This window comes from Cupriavidus sp. USMAHM13 (assembly GCF_001854285.1).
Classification (GTDB): Bacteria; Pseudomonadota; Gammaproteobacteria; order Burkholderiales; family Burkholderiaceae; genus Cupriavidus; species Cupriavidus malaysiensis.
This window is the reverse complement of the sequence record NZ_CP017752.1, coordinates 2,557,620-2,579,129: the sequence shown is the minus strand read 5'-3', so window position 1 is coordinate 2,579,129 and position 21,510 is coordinate 2,557,620. Positions and strand designations below refer to the sequence as shown.

Below are 21,510 nucleotides of genomic sequence, written 5' to 3'. Positions count from 1 at the left end.
AATGAGTCCAGACTCGGCAAACTAGCGCGCGCGTGACTCCATCAGGTCCAGCTCCCGTACCAGCCGGCGCGCGGTATGGTCGGAGATGCGGTCCTGGCGGGCCAGCGCGAAGAGAGTCTCGCGTTCCGCCCGCAGCCCCGCCAGCCGCATCTCGCGCTCGGCGCGGTCGGCCTTGCGCAACTGCTCCGGATCGGTGTCGCCCGGCACGCTGCCGTCGAGCGCCAGCCGGTGCTGGTAGAGCGAGATGACGTGGGCGGCGGCATTGGCGTAGACGTCCGCGTCGGCGGCTTCGCGCAAGGCGTGGAACTGGGCCTGCTCGATGGCGGCGATGGCCGCCTGCGCGGCCTGGCGCCGGCCCAGGTCTTCCTCCTGGCGTTCGGCCGGCTCCTCGGGAAGCTCCAGCCCGTCGAGCAGGCGCGGCAGGCCGATGCTGGCGGTCAGCAGGGAGATCAGGATCACCGCGGTGGCCAGGAACACCGCCAGGTCGCGCGCCGGGAACGGCTCGCCGGCCGGCGTCAGCAGCGGCAGGGTCAGCACGCCGGCCAGGGTGATGGCGCCGCGCACGCCGGCCAGCGCGGTGGCCACCACCAGGCGCCAGTGCGGCTTGCGCACGGCCTCGCCGCGCCGCCGTGCCGCGTACATCGTGAGCCGCAGCGAGACCCAGACCCAGGCCAGGCGCAGCAGCGCCAGCCCCGCGTTGATCGCCAGCGCGTACACGGCCAGCCACCAGGGACTGAGATGCCCGCTCTGCTCGACCGAGGCCATCGCGCCCTGGAGGATGCGCGGCAACTGCTCGCCCAGCAGCACGAACATCATGCCGTTCAAGGTGAACTGCACCGTATCCCACACGGCGGCGCGCTGCACGCGCGTGGCGGCCGTGGTGCGCCCGCGCAGCTCGACGTAGCTGGTGGTGATGCCGGCCGCCACCGCGGCCAGGATGCCCGAGGCGTGGGCGGCTTCGGCGAGCAGGTAGGCGGCGAAGGGGGTGAGCAGGCTGAGCAGGATGGAGGAGCCGCTTTCCTCGCCCACACGCGGCGCCAGCCAGCGCTGGCCGAGGCTGATCGCCAGCGTGGTGCCGGCACCGACGGCCACGCCGGCCAGGGCCAGCCAGAGGAAGGTCAGCGCGGCGCCGGCGAGCGAGAAGGTGCCGGTCAGGGCGGCCGCCACCGCGAAGCGGAAGCAGACCAGGCCCGAGGCATCGTTGAGCAGGGATTCGCCCTCCAGGATGTGCATCAGGCGCTTGGGCATGCGTGTGCGCGCGGCGATGGCCGAAACGGCCACGGGATCGGTCGGCGAGACGATCGCCGCCAGCGCGAAGGCGACCGCCAGCGGCATGGCCGGGATCATCCAGTGGATCAGGAAGCCGGCGCCGAGCACCGTGAACAGCACCAGCCCGAGCGCCAGTTCCAGCACCACGGCACGGTCCCGGGCCAGTCCGCTCTTGGGGATGCGCCAGCCGTCGAGGAACAGCAGCGGCGGCAGGAACAGCAGGAAGAAGGTGGCGGGATCCAGCGTGACGCCGGCATGGAAGACCCCGGAGATCAGCGCGCCGAGTGCGATCTGGACCAGCGGCAGGGGCAGGGGCAGGGAAAGGGGCGACAGGCGTGCCAGGTAGCCGCTGGCGACGACGGCCGCCAGCATGGCCAGGATGACTTCGATGGCGTTCAATGCGGGTCCTTGTCTAGGCTCGTCCACAAGGGGGACGCTGCGCGGCGGGCGCCGCGGTACGGCGGAAGGAAGCGGAGACAGGGCGGTGGGCCCGACGCTTCCGGCAGGTTGCGGATTATATATACATTCAAGAGTGTATGTAAGTGGCGCCGGAGCGGATGATAGGATGCCGTCACAATTTCCAGCCTCGGCGCAAGCCGCGCCAGCCACTCGCCATGACCTGCCTACCGAATGTCACGATCGCCCTGGAGACGGCCGCGCAGCCCTGCGTTGCCGGCCTGATCGATGAACTGGATGCTTACCAGAAGCCGCTCTATCCGCCCGAGAGCCACCACGGCATCGATATCGAGTCGCTGTGCCGGCCCGAGGTGCTGTTCGCAGTGGCGCGCGGCGCGCAGGGGGAGGCGGTCGGTTGCGGCGCGATCGTGCTGTGCGGCGGTGCCGGCGAGCTCAAGCGCATGTATGTGCGGCCGGGCTGGCGCGGGCAGGGGATCGCGGCGCGCCTGCTCGCCTTCCTCGAGGCGCAGGCGCTGGCGCGCGGCTGCGGCGAGTTCGTACTGGAGACCGGCGTGCGCCAGCCGGAGGCGATCGCGCTGTATGCGCGCCTGGGCTATCGGGAATGCGGACCGTTCGGCGACTACCTGCCGGATCCGCTGAGTGTGTTCATGCGCAAGGCCGCCGGCTAGCATGGCGGCGGCGCGGCTCAGAGCCGCTGGCGCGAAATGACCCAGAGGTGGAGGCCGAGGCTGGCGAGGAACAGGCCGGCGAGGTCCATCCAGTGGGGGTCGCCGCCCAGGCAAAGGGCCACGCCGGCGAGTCCGGCAGCCGCACCGGCGCCGGCACGCCACGTCGCCGGACGGCCTCGGCAATCCGGCGCGCGGGCAACGGACTGGGGCGGAGCGAGGGGTTTGGAGGCGAGGCGGTTCGGCATGGGATTCCTTGCTGTCCCGGAGCGGGGCGCCGGGACGGGCGGCGGGGGAAGCGGCTGGCATCCCTGCGCCGGGTCGCCGGCCGGCTGGCGCGGCGGAACCTAGACTCGCACTGTACGGGCGGCCGGAGACAGTTCGAACGAATAAGTTCGACGATGCTTATTTGCTTTTCGCATAAAGCGCGCAGGGCCGGAAGGCAGAAGGCGCGTGCAAGTGCCGGCCGGGGCGGGCGTTGTGAGAAAATCGCCACCTCCTGCTCCGCCGCCCGCCGCCATCCACATCCCGTGCCAAGTGCGGCAATCGACGGCCACCGCCTGCTTCCTGACATGACGCCAGATCCTCTCGATGCCGCCACCGCGGGCACCGTCCCGCCCGACCTGCAGCCCGGCATGCCCTATCGCCACTACAAGGGCGGGGCCTACCGCATCGTCGGTCTCGGGCGCATCGAGGCCGACCTGTCGCAGGTGGTCGTCTACGAGGCGATGCGCGACCGCTCGCAACTGTGGGTCCGTCCGCTCGATGTGTTCTGCGAGGCCGTGGAAACCGCGGGCGGGGGCGCGCCGCGTTTCGCCCCGGATTGGCCGCCCGCGCTGGACTGCCTCGACTTCCTGCCGCGCGCGACCGTGCTGCAGGCGCTGGCCTGCTATGACGCGCCTTACCGTCACTACCATGACCGCCGCCATGTGCTGGAGATGTTCGAGGCGGCCCGGGCGCGCGGTATCCGGCTCACGCCCGCCCAGGCGCTGGCGGTCCTGTTCCACGACGCGGTCTACGTGCCGGGCTGCGAGCACAACGAGGCGGCATCGGCCGCGCTGCTGCCGAGCGTGGCCACGGGCGTGGCCGCGGACACGCTGGCGCTGGCCGCGCGCATCGTGCTGGATACCCGTGCCCATGTGCCGTCGGTGGACGAGGCGGAAACGGCGCTGGACCTCGACCTGCTGCGGCTGGCCGCGCCGGCGGATGCCTTTGCCGCCCATACCGAGGCCGTCTTTGCCGAGAACCGGGCCTTGCTGGCGGCGCAGACCGGGCTGCGGGACGAGGCGCTGTACCAGGACTTCCTGCGCCGGCGCATTGCCTTCCTGCAGGCGCTGGCGCAGCGCGAACGCTTGTTCCTGACTCCGGCCTTCGCTGACTGCGAGGCGGCGGCGCGCGCGAACATCGCCGCCATGGCGGCGGCCGCGCGGCGCGCTTGAGCGTCGCCGGCGTCGCCGGCGTCGCCGGCGCTGCTTAGGCACAAGGGGCAGCTACTCGTCCTGTGCGCCCTGCGCGCCCTGTGCGTCCTGTGCGTCGCCGGCGGGCGGGTCGGGTGTGTAGGCGAGCAGGTCGCCAGGCTGGCAGTCCAGGACCTCGCAGATCTTTTCCAGCGTGTCGAAGCGCACGCCCTTGACCTTGCCCGACTTGAGCAGGGACAGGTTCGGCTCGGTGATGCCGATGCGTTGCGCGAGTTCACGCGACTTCATCTTCCGCTGCGCGAGCAGCACATCCAGTGTGACAAGAATGGCCATGTCGATTCAGATAAAGGCCGCGTTCTCGCGCGCGATGCGCGTGGCCTCGACCTGCGCCCAGGCGATGGCCAGCAGCAGGCCGCTCAACAGCCAGAGCAGGCCGTCTCCCAGGTAGACCAGGACGAGCCAGAAGGGTTGTTGCCCGTTGTCGACCAGCAGCAGGGCGAGCAGGGTGCGCGTCAGCGGCAGCGCGGCGCCGAAGGCGGCGACCGCCAGCGCGATACGGCGCAGGCGCATGGCGCCGGCCAGCGTGAAGATCTCGCCGCGCGCGAAAGCGGTGGACAAGCGGCCGGCCTGCCACAGCGCCGTCAGCAGCGCGGTGGCGGCCAGTGCCGACACGGCCAGGCCGGCCAGGCGGAACGGCAGGTCGAGCCGCAGGGCGTACTGCGGGCCGAGATCCCCGAGGAAACCGCGCACGGCGGGACTGAGCGCGGCGGCGGACAGGCCGAGCCAGAAAGCCGGCAGGAATGCGAGCGTCAACGCGGAGGCTGCCGGTGCGAGCCAGCGCAGCCAGCGGCTGATGGCCTGCACGCGCGACAGGGCCGCGCCATCGGTGGATGCGGTGAGGAGGGGGAAGCGGTTCATGCGGGCCTCTTCGGAGGGGTTTGCATCGGAATGGAAAGTATTGTACAACAGAAAAAGATTTCTGTTTTACGATAATTTTTCAGATCGGAATCCTGATGCCACTCTCTTTTGCCATGCCATCGCTCGCTACCGTCCGCCGCCTCGCCCCGCCCGCCGCCTGCCTCTGCCTGCTGTCCGCCTGCGCGCCGATCACACCGTCGAACCCGGATGCCGCACGGGTGCGCGTCACGCAGGTCGAACCTGGTCCATCGTGCCGCTTTCTCGGCGATGTCACCGGCAGCCAGGGCGATTTCCTGCGCGGCGCGATCACTTCCAATGCGGACCTGGAAACGGGCGCGCGCAATGACCTGAAGAACAAGGCTGCGGCGCTCGGCGGCAATGTCGTCACCCTGCTCACCCAGCGCGCCGGGCAGACCGGTTCGCGCGACAACCTGGCGCAGACCAACGTGACCCTGACCGGCAATGTGTACCACTGCCCGCCGCTATGAGTCGTCACGCTGAGACGTCACGCGCGGAGCGTGCGCCATGAAAGCTCTGCTCGCCGTGATGCTCGGCGTGCCGCGGCTGGCCGCTTGCGGGGCCGATGCGCAGGAAGCCAGGCCGGCAGCCGTGGCGCCTGTGCAGGTTCGCGCGGCGTACGGCCCGACCGGTCAGCAAGGGCCGGTTCTGCCGCGGGCCTTGCCGGCAGGCGCCACCGTGCCGGTCGCGCCCCGCGCGACAGCCGCGCCGGGACAGCGGTGAGGGCAACAGCCGGCCGGCTCAGGTGCGCTGGTAGAGGATCACGCCGTCGTCGCGCACGGTCCGGCTCGCCTCGCCGCGATGCACCAGGTGGTTCAGGCAGGCGATGCTCTCGCCGGTCGCCAGGCCCAGCAGGGCACGGTCGGATTCGGCGATGGGCCGCGAGAACAGCGCGCCGAACACGTCGACCGCGCGGCGCGGCTCGCCCAGGACCTCGCGCAGCCGCTGCAGGCTCTTGTCCTGCCCGCGGCGCAGCTTGTCGAGGCGGGCGTGCAGGCCGCGGAAGCACTCGTTGTGCGACGGCAGCACCAGCACGTCGTCCGGCACCTGGCGCTGGATCTTGTCCAGCGAGGCGTACCAGTCGGCGATCGGGTCGGCGTCTGGCTCCATCGGGTAGACCGAGACGTTGGACGAGATGCGCGGCAGCACCTGGTCGCCGGAAATGAAGAGCTTGAGCGCCGGGCTGTAGAGGCAGGCATGCTCGGGCGAGTGGCCCATGCCGATGACGACGCGCCAGGCGTGGTCGCCGATCGTGATCTCATCGCCGTCCTGCAGGCGGCGGAAGCTGTCGGGCAGGGCGTGGATGTGCTGGCCGAAGCGGCCGAAGCGGGCGCGGTAGGCCTCCAGGGCGGTCTCGCTCCAGCCGGCCGCACGGTAGAAGGCCACGCCGTCGGGCGGTGCCTCGCGGCCGGTGTCGGAGGTCGTCACGCGGCAGTTGAGGTATTCGAGGCGGCTCATCCACAGCCTGCAGTCGAACTTGCGTGTGAGCCAGCCGGCCATGCCGACGTGGTCGGGGTGCATGTGGGTGACGAACACGCGCGTGACCTTGTCGAGTCCGGGGACGCTGTTGCCGAGGCTGCGCCAGATGGCCACGGTCTCGTCCGTGCGCACGCCGGTGTCGACCACGGCACAGCCATCGCCGTCGGCGATCGACCACAGGTTGATGTGGTCGAGCGAATACGGCAGCGGCATGCGGATCCAGTGCACGCCGGGGGCGACTTCGAGCACGCTGCCGGGCGCGGGCGGGGCGGCGAAGGGATAGGTCAGGGCTGTCTCGGGGGTGTCCTGCGGACGGTCTTGTTTTTCTGTCACGGTGTCATGGCCCGGCGGGTGCTGCGCACGCCCGCCGGATCGGTTGGGGATGCTGCAGCTTACTGCAGAACGGCCGGGACCGGAGCGTCCGCGTGCAGGGAGGGCCCGGCGCATCGCGTCGCGGGTCCGCGCGCGAGGCGGGCGGCACGCGGCCGCCGCGGCACACCGGCCGGGGGCGGCGGCCCTGCCCCGGCCGCTCTTATAATCCCGGCTCTGCCCCGCCGGCCGCCGTGCTGGCGCTGCCCGGGCAGCTTCCGTCTCTTCTCTCGCCGATGACAGTCCAGATGAACCTTGCCGCGCGGCTCGACGCGGCGCAGCGCTTTTTCGACAGCGGCCGGCTCGATGCCGCCGCGCAGCAGCTGGAGGCCGTGCTGCAGTCCGATCCCGGCCACGGCGATGCCCTCGAGGGACTGGCCTACATCGCGCTGCGTCAGGGGCAGCCGGCCGAGGCCGCCGCCTATTTCGAGCGCGCCCTGGCAGTGCTGCCGCCCGACGCGGAACGGCTGGGCGCGGCCGGCATGGCGCACCAGGCCGCCGGCAACCACGCGCGCGCGGTGGCGCTGCTGGACCAGGCGGGCGCGCAGGGGCCGCGCCAGGCCGGCGCCCTGCACGCGGCGGCCATGTCGCTGTCGGCCCTGGGCGACCACGCCGGCGCGCTGGAGCGCCTGCGCCAGGTGGCGGCGTGGCAGCCGGGTTCCTGGGAGGTCCACTACAACATGGGACGCGCGCTCGGCCTGCTGGAGCGCTACGAGGAGGAGGCCGAGGCCTACCGGCGCGCCATCGAGCGCAAGCCCGACAGTGCCGATGCGCACGCCAACCTCGGTGTGGCGCTGGCGGAGCTGCACCGGTTCGACGAGGCGCTGCGCCTGTTCAAGAAGGCGCTGCAGCTCGACCCGAACAATGCCGGCGCGCGTGCCAACCGCGCCAGCACCAACCTGCTGCTGGGCCAGTTCGAGCATGGCTGGCGCGAGTACGAGTGGCGCTGGCGCAGCGGCGCGCAGCCGCACCACGGACTGTCCGGCGAACCCTGGCTGGGCGACAAGCCGCTGGCCGGCAAGACGCTGCTGCTGCACAGCGAGCAGGGCTTCGGCGATACGCTGCAGTTCGTGCGCTACGTCGAGCGGCTCGCCGGCAGCGGCGCCACCCTGGTGCTGCGCGTCCAGGACGCGCTGTGCACGCTGCTGGAGGGCTATGCGGGGGTGGCCGCAGTGATCGGCCGCAGCGAGCCGCTGCCGCCGTACGACTACCACTGTCCCCTGATGAGCCTGCCGCTGGCCTTGTGGAAGGCCGCGCCGCAGATTCCGGACCGCGTGCCCTACCTGCAGGCGGATCCGGCGCGGCGCGCCGAGTGGACGTCCTGGCTGGGGCCGCGCGCGCGGCCGCGCGTCGGCATCGCCTGGGCCGGCAGCGCCACCAACCTGAACGACCGCAACCGCTCGATGCGCTTGCAGGACTGGGCGCCGCTGCTGGCCGCGCCGGCCGACTTCATCGCGCTGCAGAAAGACCCCAGGCCCGGTGACCTGGCCGCCTGGCAGGAGCTGCCGGCGCTGCGCGATGCCGCGCCGGGCCTGCATGCCTTCCGCGATACCGCGGCGCTGGTCGCGGAGCTCGACCTGGTCATCTGCGTCGACACCGCGGTCGCCCACCTGGCCGGCGCGCTCGGCAAGCCGGCGTGGATCCTGCTGCCGTTCACGCCTGACTGGCGCTGGCAGCTGGCGCGCGGAGACAGCCCGTGGTATCCGGGCACGCGGCTGTTCCGCCAGCCGCGCCGCGGCGACTGGGCGTCGGTGATGGCGCAGGTGCAGGCGGCGTTGCGGGAGCGCCTGGCGGAGTCCTGAGGCAGGCCGCGGTGCCGCCTGGCGTGCCGGCGCTCAGAGCGAGGCGCCGCCGCACATCACGATCTGCTGGCCGGTGACGGCGCCGCCGAACTCGCCCAGCAGGAAGGACGCCAGCGCGGCCACCTCTTCCGGTGCGACGAAGCGCCCGATCGGCGGCAGGCGCGGCGGCGTGCCGGCGCGGCCCGGATCGCGCAGGAATGGCGTATCGGTGGCGCCCGGGGCGATCACGTTGACGGTGATGCCGCGCGGCGCCAGTTCGGCGGCCCAGGAGCGGGCCATGCCCACCAGGGCGGCCTTGGTGGCGGCGTACTGGCTGCGCGTGGGCGCGCCGTTGGCGGTGCGGCTGCCGATCAGCAGGATGCGGCCGCCGGCGTGCATGCGCGGCGCCAGCCGGTCGGCCAGGCAGGCAGCCGCTTCGACGTGGACCCGCCACATTGCCGCGCCGTCTTCCATCGACAGCTCGCCCAGCGCTGCCGTGCGCATGAAGCCGGCCGCATGCACCACGGCATCGACGGCACCGAGGCGCTCGCAGACCTGTGCCAGGCGGGCGAGGTCGCCGACGTCGACCGCCTCGCAGGTGAGGCCCTCGATGGCCTCGGACGGCGGCGTGCGGCACAGGCCGGTGACGCGCCAGCCCTCCTGCAGCAGGCGCATGGCGATGGCGTGCCCGATCCCGGACGAGGCCCCGGTCACGATGGCATGGCGCGCCCGAGCGGGGCGGCTTGGCGTGGCAGGCATGATGGAGCGGTGCATGATGGAGCGGTACTTGCTACGTAAGACCAAGATGAAGGGAAAAGGGCAGGGCCCGCTGCCTATCCGGCGGCGTTTGCCGTCCCGGGGCCGGACTGCCCCACCGTTTCCACGCGCACATCGCCGCGCGCCTCGAACGGCGCCAGTTGCTCCGGCGTGACGTCCTGGTCGGTGATCAGGGTCCAGGGCCGTTCGATCGGGGTCCAGTGCTGCTGGCTGGCGTGGCCGACCTTGTCGGCGGTGACCAGCACGAATACGTGCGCCGACTGGCGGATCACGCATTCCTTCAGGTAGGCCTGCTCGGCCGAGGCTTCGCACAGGCCGTTGCGGGCCACCACGCCGTCGGCGCCGAGGAAGGCCTTGTCGACGCTGATGCGGCTCAGCGAGAGCTGGGCCAGCGCGCCCAGCGTGCTCATGCTGGAGGCGCGCACCTCGCCGCCGATCAGCGTCACCGGCATCCCCGCGGCGGCCAGCGCGGCCACCACCAGCAGGTTGTTGGTGACCACGCTCACCTGTTTTCCGGGCAGGTGGGGGGCCAGCGCGGCCGTGGTGGTGCCGCCGTCGAGGAAGACCGTGTCGCCGTCGGCGATATGGGCGAACGCGGCGCGGGCGATGGCCGCCTTCTGCGCCTTGCCGCTGACGCGGCGCTCCTCCAGCGGCGCCTCCGGCTCGTGCGAGCCGACCGCGGCCGCGCCGCCGTAGGTGCGCAGGATGCGGCGGTCCGAGGCCAGCGCGCGCAGGTCGCGGCGTACCGTGGCTTCCGACATGCCGAAGTGCTCGCACAGCGTGGCGACATCGTTCATGCCGTTGAGGACGGCGTTCAGCATGGCCTCGCGGCGCTTGGTGACTTTCATTGGTGGCGTTCCTGTACCCGTGACGGCGCGGCCCGGGGGGGCGGGCCGCGGCAGGGGTCCAATGTAGCAAATCCCGCCGGCGCGGCGTCCGCCGCGTGCCCGCCCGCCTGCCGCCGCGCTCGGCGCGCTCAGCCGCGCACCCAGGACTCGGCCACCGCCACGTACTTGATGCGCTGGCGGAAGTAGGTGAAGGCGATATGCAGCGTGCCGTCGGGGCCTTCCACGATGGAGGGGTAGGAGTACTCGCGGTTGCGCTGGTCGGCCGAGTTGTTGGTCATGCAGTAGCCGTCGCCGATTTCCAGGTTGCGCCGGCGGCGCCAGGTGCGCCCGCCGTCCTCGGAAATGGCCAGCGACAGCGGCGCGCGCGGCGCGCCCCAGAAGGCGGTGCCGCGTGCCGATGCCTGCTGCTCGCGCAACTCGCCGCTGTCCTCCGAATCCTCGATGTCGTCGTAGAGGGAAGCGCGCCGCTCGCTGCTGTGGGAGGCATCGCTCTCGTTGAACACCAGCGCCAGATGGCCGTTGCGCAGCGCCACGAACTGGATCGAGGAGTTGTTGTTGGGCAGCCCGGTCGGCTCAGGCGCGCTCCAGTGGCGCCCGTCGCGCGAGCGGCTGGCGTAGATGGCATCGGCCCAGCGGCTGCGGTACAGCGCCAGCAGGCTGCCATCGGCGAGCGGCTGCACGTTCATGTGGACGCAGCCGACGCTGTCGGGCACCACGTGCTCGTGCCACGTCAGGCCCTGGTCTTCGGACACCATCACGGCGCTGACGTCGTCGTTGCCGACCCAGCGCTCGCCCGGCTGGGTGCGGCACAGGAACACCGGGCAGGCCCAGGCGCCGTCGGGCAGCACGGCGATGGGCTGGCGCACGAAGGTGCCGGGGCGGTCGAACAGGGTCTCGATCGGGCCCCAGCTGCGGCCGCCGTCGTCGGAGATGCGCCGGCGCACGATGGCGGTGTTCTGGTGGCCGGAGAGCTGGGCGGTGTAGAGCAGCCAGAGGCGGCCGTCCGGCGCGGCGAACAGCACCGGGTTCTGTTCGGAGCGCGCCGGATCCTCCGACAGCTTCAGCGGCGGCGTCCAGCGCCGGCCGCCGGCCGGCAGCCGGGACAGGTAGATCGAGACGTCGGGAATGCCTTCCTGGGTGCCGCCGAACCAGGCGCACAGCAGGTCGCCGCCGGGCAGGGCGAGCAGGTTGGCGGCATGGTTCTGCACGCAGGGCGTCGGCAGGAAGGCCTCGCGGCGGCCGGCGTCGGTGCTGGCGAGGTGCACTTCGCCGTCGCTGGCGGTGAGCGCGAGGGCGGCGGCGGGCTGGACGATGGCGTTCATGGCGTGTGTCGGGTGAGGGGTTGGGTCATTGCGCGGAGCCGTTCGGGCGGGCGCCGGCGGCGGGCGCGCCCTGGGCGGCGCGGGCCGGCGCGAACAGCTTCTCGACCACCAGGACCAGCGCCGGCGTCACCAGCGCGACGTACATATTGTCGATGCCGAAGGGGTTGCCCAGCAGGTACCAGGCGGTGGTGGCCACGGCCGCCAGCACCAGGCCGGCGACGGCGCCGCGGCTGCTGCCGAAGAAGGGCAGGTAGATGCCGATCAGGGCCACGATCGAGACCGACAGGCGCAGCGCGCGGGTGAAGAAGGACAGCGCCAGGATCTGCGGCACGAACAGCACGAACACCAGCGGCACGAAGCCGACCGCCAGCGAGATCCAGCGCGTCGCGCGCAGCTCCTGCTCAGGCGTGGGGCGGTAGCGCGGCACGTAGAAGTCCTTGACGATCAGCGAGGCGATGGCCAGGGCCACGGTGCAGACGCTGACGAAGATCGAGGCCACCAGCGAGGTGGTGACCACGCCGGCCAGCAGCGGGTGCATGTGCTGCAGGAAGACCGGCAGCGCGTACAGGCTCTTGATCTCGGGGTAGAGGTACTTGGCGGCGACGCCGATGAAGCCCAGCGCGATCGAGATCGGCACGCACAGCACGGCGGCCATCAGCGAGGCCTGGCGCGCCGCCGCCGGGCTCTTGGTGGCGGAAATGGCCTGGATGATGAACTGGGTGGAGAAGATGGCGCCCGCCGAGCCGATGATCCAGGCGCCGATGGTGCCGCTGCTGAGCGCGCCGTGCCAGGTGAAGTAATGCTCGGGCATGGTCCGCACCATCGGCGCCAGGCCGCCGGTGAGGCGCCAGGCCACGGCCACCAGGATGCCGATGCCGAGCAGCTTGACGGCGCTGTGGAAGATGGTCAGGTAGGCCACGCTCTTGAGGCCGCCCCAGGCAAAGTAGATGGTGCTGATGGCGGCGGTGATCAGCGCCGCGGTGGTCAGGTCGACGTGCATCACCGTGGAGATGGCCGCCGCGCCGCTGACATAGTTGCCGACGTTCACCAGCAGCAGGGCGTAGATCATGATGGCGGAGACCACCAGCTTGGCGCCGTTGCCGTACTTGCGGGCGATGAAGCCGGAGATGGTGAACTCGCCCGAGGCATAGAGCCGCTTGGCCATGAAGAGGCCGAACAGCAGGAAGCCGATGGCCGCCGAGATCACCGACCAGGACGCGGCGATGCCCACGTTGAAGGCTTCCTGGGAGGTGCCGACGGTGGACTTGGCGCCGATGTACTCCGACATCAGCAGCACCGCCACCACCACGGCCGGCATCGAGCGGCCCGCCACCATGAACTGCTCGGAATCGCGGCTGCGCAGGCGCACGCTGGCCACGCTGGTCACCACGATGTAGACCGCCACCATGGCGATGATGAGGACGGTGTCCCCATGCGAGAAGGACGTCATCTCTGTCTCCTGGTCAGGCGCGGGAGGATTCCCGCGGGGCCGGCTTGTCGGTGCCGGCTCTGGGTGCTGCGGTGTCTGTTCTGCGTTGCGCGGGGTCGCGGCGGCCCCGGCGCGAGGGTGAGAAAGTGCGTGCGTGAGAGGGATCAGGCAGCCTGCGCCGGCCGGGCCTGCTCGCGCCGCGTGGCCAGCTCGCAGGCCTGGCGCAGCGCCTCCAGCATGCTGCGTTCGTCCGCGATGCCCTTGCCGGCGATGTCGAAGGCGGTGCCGTGGTCGACCGAGGTGCGGATCACGGGCAGGCCGACGGTGATGTTGACGCCGGCTTCGAGCCCCATCACCTTGACCGGGCCGTGGCCCTGGTCGTGGTACATCGCCACCACCACGTCGAAGTCGCCGCGGCCGGCGCGGAAGAACAGAGTGTCGGCGGGCAGCGGGCCTTCCACCTGCCAGCCGCGCGCCTGCAGCGCCTGCACCGCCGGGATGATCTTCTCTTCCTCTTCGCCGTAGCCGAACAGGCCGTTCTCGCCGGCATGCGGGTTGATGCCGCACACGCCGATGCGGGGCTGTGCGATGCCGGCGCGCACCAGCGTGGTGTGGGCGCGCTCGATGGTGCGCTGGACCAGGCCCGGCTCGATGCGGCGGATGGCATCGAGCAGGCCGATATGGGTGGTCACGTGGATCACGCGCAGGTTCGGCGCCACCAGCATCATCGACACCTCGTCGATGCCGGTCAGGTGCGCCAGCATCTCCGTGTGGCCGGGGAAGATGTGGCCGCCGGCATGCAGCGCTTCCTTGTTGAGCGGCGCGGTGCAGATGGCATCGAATTCGCCGGCCGAGGTCAGCTCGACGGTGCGCGCGATGTAGCGGTAGGCGGCGTCGCCGGCCACGGCCGACAGCTGGCCGTAGGGCAGGTCGGCGGGAATCAGGCCGAGGTCGATGCAATCGACGATGCCGGGGCGGAACACGGCATCGGCCGGCTGCGCGACGGTGCGCACTTCCAGCGCCGTGCCGGCGCGGCGGCCGGCGTCGCGCAGGCGAGCGGCGTCGCCGACCACGATCGGGCGGCATTGCTCGTAGACCGCGCGATGCGACAGCGCCTTCATGATGATCTCGGGGCCGACGCCGGCGGCGTCGCCCATGGTGATGCCGATGACCGGCCGGTAGCTCGTTGCAGTCATTGCAGGGTTTCCTTGGTTCGGATGGGCGCGCGCGGCGCGTCCACGGGCGTGGCGGCGGACAGGCGCCTCCACGCGGCATGCAGGGAGCCGGGCGTGCCGAAGCCGCCCGCCTTGGTTACCACCGCCAGCGGCGCGCCGGCACGGGCAGCGTGCAGCAGCGGCATGCCGGGTTCGACCTCTTCGGCGATGCGCAGCGCCTCGATGCCGGCCGCGGCCAGCAGCGCGCGCGCCGTTTCGCCGCCGGTGGCCACCAGGGCGCCGGCCAGCGGCAGGCCGGGCGCCAGCAGCGTGGCCAGGCGCCGGCAGTGGCGCAGGCCGTCGGCCGGGTCGGCGCGGGTGGCCTGGCTGAGCGTGACGAGCACGTCGCGGCGCGCGCGCAGCGCGGCGGCGACGGCCTGGCCCAGCGGCGCGACGGCTTCGTCGGGGCCGTCGACCGGCACCTCGAACGCCAGCAGCGCGTCGCCGGCGGCGTCGCGCAGGCGGGCGGCCTGGGTATGGGAAATGCTGGACATGCTGCCGACCACGGTCAGCACGGGGCCGGGGACGATCCCGGCATCGGTGCCGGCGGCGGCTCCCGCGCCATCGTGGTCGTCGGCATCGTGGCCGTCGGTATCTTCAGCGCCTCCGTCAGCGCCTCCGTCAGCGCCTTCGCCGGCGCGGCGGTCCAGGCCGAGCGCCTGCATCAGCGCGGGCGCGAGGCCGCCGGAGCCGGCCCAGAAGGCACGCTGCAGCGCGGCCGATGCGGTGGCGATGTGCGCGAGGTCATCCTCGCTCAGCGCGTCGCAGACCACGGCCTGGATTCCTTCGGCCTGCAGCGCGGCGAAGCGGGCGGCGAGCGCCGGCCGGCCGGCGCGGATCGCCTCCAGCGGCAGCAGCGCCGTGCGCAGCCCCTGTGCGCGCAGCATCGCGCCAAGGTCGGCGCGTCCCGGGATGCCTTCATTGCGCCACACCTCGGTCTGCTCGACCGCCACGCCGTGCAGCCACTGGCGGCCATCGCGGGTGGTGCGGCCGGTGGCCGGATAGGCCGGGGCGACGATGGCCAGCCCGGCCAGCGGCACCAGGGTGGCGATCTCGGCGGCGGCGTTGCCGCGCAGCGTCGAGTCGACTTTCTTGTACAGGCGCGTGCCGGCACCGGCCAGTGCCTGCCAGGCATCGAGCTGGCGCCGGGCGGCCTCGGCCGGCGCCGCGCGGCGCGAATCGGCATCCACCGCCAGCACGTCCTGCCCGGCCGGGCAGGCGGCGCCCGCGTGCAGCAGCACGGCGCTGCGCAGGCCCAGGCGGGTGCCGGCGACGGCGCAGTCGGCGGCGCCGGACAGGTCGTCGGCGACGATCAGCAGGCGGGCGCGGATGGCGGGAGCGTTCACGGCAGCAGGCGCTGGTAGACCGCCTCGATATCGGCGAGCGACATCGGCTTGGGATTGTTGGCCATCAGGCGCGTGACCTTGGAGGCGGCCACGGCCAGTGCCGGCACGTCCGCCTCGGACACGCCGTAGCGGCGCAGGTCCTGCGGAATGCGCAGCACTTCGGTCCATTCCGCCAGGCGGGCGATCAGCGCCTGGGTGGCGGCCTGCTCGCCGGTGGCGGCGTCGGCGATGCCCAGCGTGCGCGCCACGGTGGCCAGGCGGCCGGCAACCGCGCTCGCGTTGAAGGCCATCACATGCGGCAGCAGCATGGCATTGGCGACCCCGTGCGTGATATGGAACATGCCGCCCAGCGGGTAGGCCAGTGCGTGCACGGCGGCGGTGCCGGCGGCGGTCAGGGCCAGCCCGCCGTACATCGAGCCGAGCATCATGGCCTCGCGCGCCGGCGCATCGTGGCCGTCGCGGTAGGCGGTGACGATGTTGGCGCCGATCAGCCGCATCGATTCCAGCGCGAACATATCGCTGACTGGATTGGCCTTGGTGGAAATATAGGACTCCAGCGCATGCACGAAGGCATCGACGCCGGTCGCCGCCGTGATCGGCTGCGGCAGGTCGAAGGTCAGCGCGGCGTCCAGGATCACCAGCTGCGGCAGCAGGTGGCGGCTGACGATGCCGACCTTGAGGGCCTCGTCCGGCAGCGTGACGATGGCGTTGGGGGTGACCTCGGAGCCGGTGCCCGCGGTGGTCGGCACCAGGATCATCGGCACGCCCGGGTGGGCGATGCGGTCGATGCCCAGCCAGTCGCGCAGCGGGGCGTCGTTGGTCAGGCGCACGGCGAACAGCTTGGCCGCGTCCAGCACGCTGCCGCCGCCGATGGACAGCACGGCCTGCGGCGCGAACGGCGCGATCTGCTCGCGGAACACGGTCTCGATGTTCTCGATGGTCGGCTCCGGCTCGACGCCGCGCACGACGCGCACCTCGACGTCGCGTGCCGCCAGCGCCGCGACCACGCGCGCGATGGTGCCGTTCTCTTCCATCACCGGCTGGGTGATCAGGGCCAGGCGCGCGACCGGGCGGTCGAGCAGGGCCAGCTTTTCGGGCAGCAGGTCGAGGCTGCCGGTGCCGTGCACGAGGTGCTTGACGGTCTGGAAATGGTAGGTGGTGGTCATGGCCGGATCCGGTGGCTGGGTCGGGCGCCGCAGGCTCAGCGCGCGGCGGCGGTGCGGTAGACGGACAGGGCCTCGGCCAGGCGCTCGCGGGTCTTGGCGTCGAGCGGTCGGGCCGGGGCGCGGGCGGGGCCGGCGGGCATGCCGAGCATCTCGGCGGCGGTCTTCAGCACCACCGGCATGGTGCCGAGGGCGAAGGCGTCGCGCAGCGCGCGCAGCGATTCCTGGGCCGCGCGCGCGGCGGCGATGTCGCCGGCCTGGAAGCGGTTCCAGATCGACATCACGACGCCCGGCACGGCATTGGTGGTGGCCGCCACGGCGCCGTCGCCGCCGGCGATCAGCGTCCACAGGATCATCGAGTCGGTGCCGGTGAAGACGGCGAAGTCGTCGCGGCGCAGGTTGATCAGTTGCAGCAGGCGGTCGAAGTCGCCGCCGCTGTCCTTGATGCCGCGGATATTCGGTACCTCGGCGAGGCGGCGCACGGAGTCGATGGTCAGCGTCACGCCGGCCTTGGCCGGGATGGTGTAGAGCATGACCGGCAGGGAGGTGGCGGCGGCGATGGCACGGTAGTGTTCGACCAGTTCCGCCTGGGTGGCGCCGTTGAAGTAAGGGGTGATCACCGACACCGCGTCGACGCCGGTGTCCAGCATCTTGCTGTTGAGGGCGATGACGTCGCGCGTGGCATAGGCGCCGGTGCCGGCAATCACCGGCACGCGGCCGCGCGCCTGCGCCACGGTGATGCGGGCGATGCGCAGCTTCTCTTCTTCGGACAGTGCGATGAATTCGCCGTTGGTGCCGAGCACGAAGAGGGCATGGACACCGGCGTCGACCAGGCGGTCGACCAGGGTGCGCAGGCCGGCTTCGTCGACCGCTTCGTCGGGGGTCATCGGCGTGATCAGGGCGGGGATGATCCCTCGGAACGAGATGGTCATGCTTGGCTCTCCTTGCCATGCGCGCCGCCCGATGGAAGGCCGGGCGGCTTGTTGTGCGGGGCGGTCGAGGGTGGCCTCTGCCATCGATGGCAAGGTCCGCGCGATCCGTTGGTTTGATCGGTTCGGTCGCGATGCGCGGCACGTTCCGATCGGTTCCGTCATTGTAGCGGATGATCTGGTTGAATCGATCATCGTTAACCCGAGTTTGATTGAAACGATCAAAATAGGGAGGGGCGATCGATCAAGCTGGCGCAATGTGCGGGAAATGCGCGTCAAAGTGGCCTGGTGACTGCGCGCACCCGGTCCGCTGCATGTCTGCCCAGACACTTCCATCGTGCCGGAGCGGTGCCTGAGGCGGCCTTCCCTGTCGCTCCGATCAATGGCCGATAATCGAACTATCCGCGCAAGACGGGCATACAAGAACCTCTGTTTTCTGTGGAAAATACTGGCCTCGCCATGCATCCGACGGATGCACGGTAATCGCACAAAGAAGGCGATTGCCGCATGGAAAGGCATAGAACACCAACTGGAGGATTCTGATCGTGTCGACACGCATCCTGCGCAAGCTCGCCCTGGCCGCGCTGGCCACCACCACCTTCCTGGCAGGCGCCGTCCACGCCGCTTATCCGGACCGTCCCATCAAGCTGGTGGTGCCGTTCACGCCCGGCGGCGTGACCGATGTGATCGGTCGCAGCATCGCCCAGCGCCTTTCCGTGGCGCTGGGGCAGCCGGTGGTGGTGGAGAACAAGCCGGGCGCCAGCGGCATCATCGCCACCGACCTCGTCGCCAAGTCCGCGCCCGACGGCTATACGCTGCTGCTGGCGGCGATCGGGCAGGGCGCGGTCAACAACCACCTGTACCGCAAGCTGCCCTACGACCCGAAGGCCGACCTGGCGCCGGTGATGCTGGTGGCCGAAGGCCATAACGTGCTGGTGGTCAACGGCGCCGGCAGTCCCTACAAGTCGGTCGCCGACCTGGTGGCCGCGGGCAAGCAGGCGCCGGGCCAGCTGACCTACGGCTCCTTCGGCAACGGCTCGTCCTCGCACCTGTCCGCGGCCACCTTCGCCGCGTCGACCCACACCGAGTTCACGCACATCCCCTACAAGGGCAGTGCGCCCGCCATGGCCGACCTGCTGGCCGGCCATACGGCTTTCATGTTCGACAGCCTGAACACGGCGCTGCCGCAGATCCGCGCCGGCAAGCTGCGCGCGCTGGCAGTGACCGGCCCGAAGCGCTCGCCGCTGCTGCCCGACGTGCCCACCATGGCCGAGGCCGGCGTGCCGGGCTACAACATCACGGCCTGGTTCGGCATCCACGTGCAGGGCAAGACCCCGGCCGCCATCGTGCAGCGCCTGAACAAGGAGCTGGTGGCCATTGCCCACGCGCCGGACCTGCGCCAGCGCTTCGCCGAGCAGGGCGTCGACCTGGTGTCCGGCAGCCCCGCCGACTACGCCGCCTTCCTCGACGCGGAAAACCGCAAGTGGGCCGCCATCGTCAAGCAGGCCAACGTCACCCTCGACTGACGCCGAGGCGCGGCAGGGCCGCCGCCTGGAGGAGGTTTTGCGCCTCCTCCGTCCGTTTCCAACACTACTTTCCGCCGCCATGCCACGCCTTCCCGCGCTCCACGGCCTTCGTGTCCTCGACCTGACCCGCGTCCTCGCGGGCCCCTGGTGCACCCAGAACCTCGCCGACCTCGGCGCCGACGTGATCAAGATCGAACATCCCGGGCGCGGCGACGACACGCGCGGCTGGGGCCCGCCCTACCTGCGCGACGGGCAGGGGGAGGACACCAGCGAGGCCGCCTACTACCTCAGCATGAACCGCAACAAGCGCTCGGTAGCGCTCGATTTCACCACGGAGTCGGGCCGTGCCCTGGTGCGCGAGATGGCGGCGTCCTGCGACATCCTGGTGGAGAACTACAAGGTCGGCGGCCTGGCCAAGTACGGCCTGGACTACGAGAGCCTGCGCGCGCTCAACCCGCGCCTGATCTACTGCTCGATCACGGGTTTCGGCCAGGACGGGCCCTATGCGGCGCGGCCGGGCTATGACTTCATGATCCAGGGCATGGGCGGGCTGATGAGCATCACCGGCGAGCGCGACGACCTGCCCGGCGGCGGACCGCAGAAGGCCGGCGTGGCCGTGGTCGACGTGATGACCGGCATGTATGCCACGGTCGCCATCCTGGCCGCCGTGCTGGAGCGCCAGCGCAGCGGCGAGGGGCAGCAGCTCGACATCGCCCTGCTCGATTGCGAGGTCGCCATGCTGGCCAACCAGCCGCTCAACTACCTGACTTCCGGCCAGGCGCCGCGCCGTGCCGGCAACGCCCACCAGAACGTGGTGCCCTACCAGGTCTTCGCCGCCAGCGACGGGCACCTGATCGTGGCGGTCGGCAACGACAGCCAGTACCGCGCCTATTGCGAGGCGATCGGGCGCGCCGAGCTCGGCACCGATGCGCGCTTCGCCACCAACAGCCAGCGCATCGTCAACCGCGACGCGCTGATCCCGGAGCTGGAAGCGGTCATGCGCACGCGCCCGCGCGATACGTGGCTGGCCGCGCTGGCCGAGGCCGGCGTGCCCAGCGGTCCCATCAACGATATCGCCCAGGTGTTCGCCGACCCGCACGTGGTGCATCGCGGCCTGGCGCGCACGCTGGCGCACCCGCTGGCCGGCACGGCGCCCACGGTGGCCAGCCCGCTGCGCTTGTCGGCCACCCCGGTGGAATACCGTAAGGCGCCGCCGCTGCTGGGCGAAGATACCGACGCGGTGCTGGCCGAGTGGCTGGGCATCGACGGCGCCGGCGTGGCCAGGCTGCGCGAGGAAGGAACGCTGCGCTAGTCCGCTACGTCGTTCGCCCCCCGCCCGAGCGGCGGCGCGTCCAGGCCGCCGGCCAGGCGCAGGGCCGGCCGGCGCGCGACATCAACCGACGCGCGCGGCAAGGTCGCCGAGGCTGGCGATGGTGTCGTGCAGTTCGGTGTGCAATTGGACCACCAGCGCGCCGGCCGGCAGGGCGCGCGCCAGCGGCGCCGCCTGGCCGGCCCACTGGGCCGCGTATTCGGCGCTGCCCTGGGCCTTGGCCGCCGCGTGCAGGGCCTTGCCGGCGTCGTAGGCGATCGGATAGTCGGGGACCGCCGGCGCTTCGGCGGCCGCGCCGAGGGCTGTCAGCCGGTTGGCGAAGCCGCGCGCCGCGCGCCCCGAGATCGCGCGCGTCAGCGTGGTGTGGCGCGGGCGCGGCACCGTCAGCGCGGTGCGATAGGCGGCGTCGGCGGCCGATTCGGGGCAGGCGACGAAGGCCGTGCCGAGCTGGGCCGCCTGCGCCCCCAGTGCCAGCACCGCGGCGATGCCCGCGCCATCCATGATGCCGCCGGCGGCGATCACCGGCAGGGCGGTCTTGCGCACCAGCAGCCGCGTCAGCGCCAATGTGCCCAGCCCCTCGTCCTCGCCTGCCGGCTGGAAGATCCCGCGATGCCCGCCGGCCTCGATGCCCTGGGCCACCACCGCGTCGATGCCGGCGGCCTCGATCTGCCGTGCCTCGTCCAGCGAGGTCGCGCTGGCGAGCAGCACGATGCCGGCCGCGTGCAGGGCGTCGATGGTCGGCTGCGGCGGCAGGCCGAAGTGGAAGCTGACCACGGCCGGCTTCTCCTCCAGCAGCATGGCCAGCATGGCGTCGTCGGCGAGGAAGCTGCGGTAGATCTCGCGCAGGCCGGCCGGCGGCACGGCGCCGTGCTCGGCGAAATGGGGGGCCAGGTAATCGAGCCAGGCCTGCTCCCGTGCCGGGTTTGCCTGCGCCGCCGCGTGGCAGAACAGGTTGACCTGGAACGGCCGGGCGGTCAGGGCGCGGGTCTCGCGGATGGCCTTGCGCGCGGCGTCGGCATCCATGGCGCCGAGGCCCAGCGAGCCGAGTCCGCCCGCCTCGGAGACCGCCGCCGCCAGCGCGGGCGTGCTGACGCCGGCCATCGGCGCCTGGATGATCGGAGTCGTGATGCCGAGCCGGGTGAGCAGGTCGCGGCGGTCGTCGGTGGGGTGGGCAGGGTGCATGGCGCGGATTCCAGGTTGACGAGTGATGGGCAGGATGGCGGCCGCTCCGCGCGCTCAGGCTGGATGGCCTGTCCTGCACGGGCAGCCGGACGGTGGCGGTCAGCGGTCGA

Annotated in this window: 22 protein-coding genes; 8 read left to right on the top strand and 14 right to left on the bottom strand. The window is 71.7% G+C overall.

Annotated features, from left to right (window positions below):
- Positions 1-21 precede the first annotated feature (21 nt).
- Entirely contained in the window at positions 22-1,668 is a 1,647-nt protein-coding gene (locus BKK81_RS29590) for a Na+/H+ antiporter (RefSeq protein WP_071020365.1), read from the bottom strand.
- A 215-nt stretch (positions 1,669-1,883) separates the two neighbouring features.
- Between BKK81_RS29590 and BKK81_RS29585 the strand changes: the two genes are divergently transcribed.
- Positions 1,884-2,354, top strand: coding sequence for a GNAT family N-acetyltransferase (locus BKK81_RS29585; protein ID WP_071020362.1), 471 nt, complete (start codon positions 1,884-1,886; stop codon positions 2,352-2,354).
- Between the two features lie 17 nt (positions 2,355-2,371).
- Here BKK81_RS29585 and BKK81_RS29580 read toward each other — a convergent pair whose 3' ends face one another.
- Positions 2,372-2,599 carry a hypothetical protein gene (locus BKK81_RS29580; RefSeq protein ID WP_071020359.1) on the bottom strand — a complete coding sequence of 76 codons (228 nt, stop codon included), beginning with the start codon at positions 2,597-2,599 and terminating at the stop codon, positions 2,372-2,374.
- A gap of 324 nt (positions 2,600-2,923) precedes the next feature.
- Here BKK81_RS29580 and BKK81_RS29575 point away from each other — a divergent pair, with 324 nt between their 5' ends.
- Positions 2,924-3,790 carry a DUF1653 domain-containing protein gene (locus BKK81_RS29575; RefSeq protein ID WP_231908133.1) on the top strand — a complete coding sequence of 289 codons (867 nt, stop codon included), beginning with the start codon at positions 2,924-2,926 and terminating at the stop codon, positions 3,788-3,790.
- A 51-nt stretch (positions 3,791-3,841) separates the two neighbouring features.
- Here BKK81_RS29575 and BKK81_RS29570 read toward each other — a convergent pair whose 3' ends face one another.
- Positions 3,842-4,102, bottom strand: a complete 261-nt coding sequence (locus BKK81_RS29570) for a helix-turn-helix domain-containing protein (protein ID WP_071020357.1) — start codon at positions 4,100-4,102, stop codon at positions 3,842-3,844.
- Positions 4,103-4,108: 6 nt separating this feature from the next.
- On the bottom strand, positions 4,109-4,687 hold the full coding sequence (locus BKK81_RS29565) for a DUF2975 domain-containing protein (protein ID WP_071020354.1): 579 nt from the start codon (positions 4,685-4,687) through the stop codon (positions 4,109-4,111).
- A gap of 95 nt (positions 4,688-4,782) precedes the next feature.
- Between BKK81_RS29565 and BKK81_RS29560 the strand changes: the two genes are divergently transcribed.
- Positions 4,783-5,175, top strand: a complete 393-nt coding sequence (locus tag BKK81_RS29560; protein WP_083384536.1) for a DUF4156 domain-containing protein — start codon at positions 4,783-4,785, stop codon at positions 5,173-5,175.
- 37 nt (positions 5,176-5,212) lie between these two features.
- Positions 5,213-5,428, top strand: a complete 216-nt coding sequence (locus tag BKK81_RS35765) for a hypothetical protein (protein WP_156811489.1) — start codon at positions 5,213-5,215, stop codon at positions 5,426-5,428.
- Between the two features lie 18 nt (positions 5,429-5,446).
- Here BKK81_RS35765 and BKK81_RS29555 read toward each other — a convergent pair whose 3' ends face one another.
- Positions 5,447-6,517: an MBL fold metallo-hydrolase gene (locus tag BKK81_RS29555; protein ID WP_071020349.1), complete on the bottom strand. Its 1,071-nt coding sequence runs from the start codon at positions 6,515-6,517 to the stop codon at positions 5,447-5,449.
- A gap of 284 nt (positions 6,518-6,801) precedes the next feature.
- Here BKK81_RS29555 and BKK81_RS29550 point away from each other — a divergent pair, with 284 nt between their 5' ends.
- On the top strand, positions 6,802-8,355 hold the full coding sequence (locus BKK81_RS29550; RefSeq protein WP_071020346.1) for a tetratricopeptide repeat protein: 1,554 nt from the start codon (positions 6,802-6,804) through the stop codon (positions 8,353-8,355).
- A 33-nt stretch (positions 8,356-8,388) separates the two neighbouring features.
- On the opposite strand, the gene BKK81_RS29545 is transcribed toward BKK81_RS29550, so the two are convergent.
- The 8 genes from BKK81_RS29545 to dapA form a co-directional block, all read right to left on the bottom strand.
- Positions 8,389-9,093 carry an SDR family NAD(P)-dependent oxidoreductase gene (locus BKK81_RS29545; protein WP_071022605.1) on the bottom strand — a complete coding sequence of 235 codons (705 nt, stop codon included), beginning with the start codon at positions 9,091-9,093 and terminating at the stop codon, positions 8,389-8,391.
- A 74-nt stretch (positions 9,094-9,167) separates the two neighbouring features.
- Positions 9,168-9,959 carry a DeoR/GlpR family DNA-binding transcription regulator gene (locus BKK81_RS29540; protein ID WP_071020344.1) on the bottom strand — a complete coding sequence of 264 codons (792 nt, stop codon included), beginning with the start codon at positions 9,957-9,959 and terminating at the stop codon, positions 9,168-9,170.
- Positions 9,960-10,087: 128 nt separating this feature from the next.
- The gene (locus BKK81_RS29535) at positions 10,088-11,281 is read right to left on the bottom strand and encodes a sialidase family protein (RefSeq protein ID WP_071020334.1); all 1,194 of its coding nucleotides are present in this window, start codon (positions 11,279-11,281) and stop codon (positions 10,088-10,090) included.
- Between the two features lie 25 nt (positions 11,282-11,306).
- Complete coding sequence (locus tag BKK81_RS29530; RefSeq protein ID WP_071020331.1) at positions 11,307-12,731, bottom strand: sodium:solute symporter family protein; 1,425 nt, start codon at positions 12,729-12,731, stop codon at positions 11,307-11,309.
- Between the two features lie 143 nt (positions 12,732-12,874).
- Positions 12,875-13,906 (bottom strand): 4-hydroxythreonine-4-phosphate dehydrogenase PdxA, encoded by a 1,032-nt coding sequence (gene pdxA / locus BKK81_RS29525; protein WP_071020328.1) that lies wholly within the window; start codon positions 13,904-13,906, stop codon positions 12,875-12,877.
- Positions 13,903-15,270 carry a four-carbon acid sugar kinase family protein gene (locus BKK81_RS29520; RefSeq protein ID WP_071020326.1) on the bottom strand — a complete coding sequence of 456 codons (1,368 nt, stop codon included), beginning with the start codon at positions 15,268-15,270 and terminating at the stop codon, positions 13,903-13,905. Before BKK81_RS29520 ends, pdxA begins: the two co-directional genes overlap by 4 nt.
- Positions 15,267-16,436: an iron-containing alcohol dehydrogenase gene (locus BKK81_RS29515; RefSeq protein WP_071020315.1), complete on the bottom strand. Its 1,170-nt coding sequence runs from the start codon at positions 16,434-16,436 to the stop codon at positions 15,267-15,269. The genes BKK81_RS29520 and BKK81_RS29515 overlap by 4 nt, the downstream gene beginning before the upstream one ends.
- A gap of 35 nt (positions 16,437-16,471) precedes the next feature.
- Complete coding sequence (dapA, locus tag BKK81_RS29510) at positions 16,472-17,365, bottom strand: 4-hydroxy-tetrahydrodipicolinate synthase (RefSeq protein ID WP_071020312.1); 894 nt, start codon at positions 17,363-17,365, stop codon at positions 16,472-16,474.
- Between dapA and BKK81_RS35760 the strand changes: the two genes are divergently transcribed.
- The 3 genes from BKK81_RS35760 (at position 17,364) to BKK81_RS29500 (ending at position 20,200) form a co-directional block, all read left to right on the top strand.
- Positions 17,364-17,654: a hypothetical protein gene (locus BKK81_RS35760; protein WP_156811488.1), complete on the top strand. Its 291-nt coding sequence runs from the start codon at positions 17,364-17,366 to the stop codon at positions 17,652-17,654. The two genes, dapA and BKK81_RS35760, sit on opposite strands and share 2 nt — an antisense overlap.
- A gap of 253 nt (positions 17,655-17,907) precedes the next feature.
- On the top strand, positions 17,908-18,888 hold the full coding sequence (locus tag BKK81_RS29505) for a tripartite tricarboxylate transporter substrate binding protein (RefSeq protein ID WP_083384534.1): 981 nt from the start codon (positions 17,908-17,910) through the stop codon (positions 18,886-18,888).
- A 79-nt stretch (positions 18,889-18,967) separates the two neighbouring features.
- The gene (locus BKK81_RS29500) at positions 18,968-20,200 is read left to right on the top strand and encodes a CaiB/BaiF CoA transferase family protein (protein WP_071020303.1); all 1,233 of its coding nucleotides are present in this window, start codon (positions 18,968-18,970) and stop codon (positions 20,198-20,200) included.
- 81 nt (positions 20,201-20,281) lie between these two features.
- Here the strand turns inward: BKK81_RS29500 and BKK81_RS29495 are convergent, their stop codons facing one another.
- Positions 20,282-21,400 (bottom strand): NAD(P)H-dependent flavin oxidoreductase, encoded by a 1,119-nt coding sequence (locus tag BKK81_RS29495; RefSeq protein WP_071020301.1) that lies wholly within the window; start codon positions 21,398-21,400, stop codon positions 20,282-20,284.
- Between the last annotated feature and the right edge of the window lie 110 nt (positions 21,401-21,510).

What these genes read in the sequence shown, in the direction of transcription:
- BKK81_RS29585 (WP_071020362.1), top strand. Translation starts at nt 1,884, where the DNA reads ATGACCTGCCTACCGAATGTCACGATCGCCCTGGAGACGGCCGCGCAG.
- BKK81_RS29580 (WP_071020359.1), bottom strand. Translation starts at nt 2,599, where the DNA reads ATGCCGAACCGCCTCGCCTCCAAACCCCTCGCTCCGCCCCAGTCCGTT.
- BKK81_RS29575 (WP_231908133.1), top strand. Translation starts at nt 2,924, where the DNA reads ATGACGCCAGATCCTCTCGATGCCGCCACCGCGGGCACCGTCCCGCCC.
- BKK81_RS29570 (WP_071020357.1), bottom strand. Translation starts at nt 4,102, where the DNA reads ATGGCCATTCTTGTCACACTGGATGTGCTGCTCGCGCAGCGGAAGATG.
- BKK81_RS29565 (WP_071020354.1), bottom strand. Translation starts at nt 4,687, where the DNA reads ATGAACCGCTTCCCCCTCCTCACCGCATCCACCGATGGCGCGGCCCTG.
- BKK81_RS29560 (WP_083384536.1), top strand. Translation starts at nt 4,783, where the DNA reads ATGCCACTCTCTTTTGCCATGCCATCGCTCGCTACCGTCCGCCGCCTC.
- BKK81_RS35765 (WP_156811489.1), top strand. Translation starts at nt 5,213, where the DNA reads ATGAAAGCTCTGCTCGCCGTGATGCTCGGCGTGCCGCGGCTGGCCGCT.
- BKK81_RS29550 (WP_071020346.1), top strand. Translation starts at nt 6,802, where the DNA reads ATGAACCTTGCCGCGCGGCTCGACGCGGCGCAGCGCTTTTTCGACAGC.
- BKK81_RS29545 (WP_071022605.1), bottom strand. Translation starts at nt 9,093, where the DNA reads ATGCCTGCCACGCCAAGCCGCCCCGCTCGGGCGCGCCATGCCATCGTG.
- BKK81_RS29540 (WP_071020344.1), bottom strand. Translation starts at nt 9,959, where the DNA reads ATGAAAGTCACCAAGCGCCGCGAGGCCATGCTGAACGCCGTCCTCAAC.
- BKK81_RS29535 (WP_071020334.1), bottom strand. Translation starts at nt 11,281, where the DNA reads ATGAACGCCATCGTCCAGCCCGCCGCCGCCCTCGCGCTCACCGCCAGC.
- BKK81_RS29530 (WP_071020331.1), bottom strand. Translation starts at nt 12,731, where the DNA reads ATGACGTCCTTCTCGCATGGGGACACCGTCCTCATCATCGCCATGGTG.
- pdxA (WP_071020328.1), bottom strand. Translation starts at nt 13,906, where the DNA reads ATGACTGCAACGAGCTACCGGCCGGTCATCGGCATCACCATGGGCGAC.
- BKK81_RS29515 (WP_071020315.1), bottom strand. Translation starts at nt 16,436, where the DNA reads ATGACCACCACCTACCATTTCCAGACCGTCAAGCACCTCGTGCACGGC.
- BKK81_RS35760 (WP_156811488.1), top strand. Translation starts at nt 17,364, where the DNA reads ATGCTTGGCTCTCCTTGCCATGCGCGCCGCCCGATGGAAGGCCGGGCG.
- dapA (WP_071020312.1), bottom strand. Translation starts at nt 17,365, where the DNA reads ATGACCATCTCGTTCCGAGGGATCATCCCCGCCCTGATCACGCCGATG.
- BKK81_RS29500 (WP_071020303.1), top strand. Translation starts at nt 18,968, where the DNA reads ATGCCACGCCTTCCCGCGCTCCACGGCCTTCGTGTCCTCGACCTGACC.
- BKK81_RS29495 (WP_071020301.1), bottom strand. Translation starts at nt 21,400, where the DNA reads ATGCACCCTGCCCACCCCACCGACGACCGCCGCGACCTGCTCACCCGG.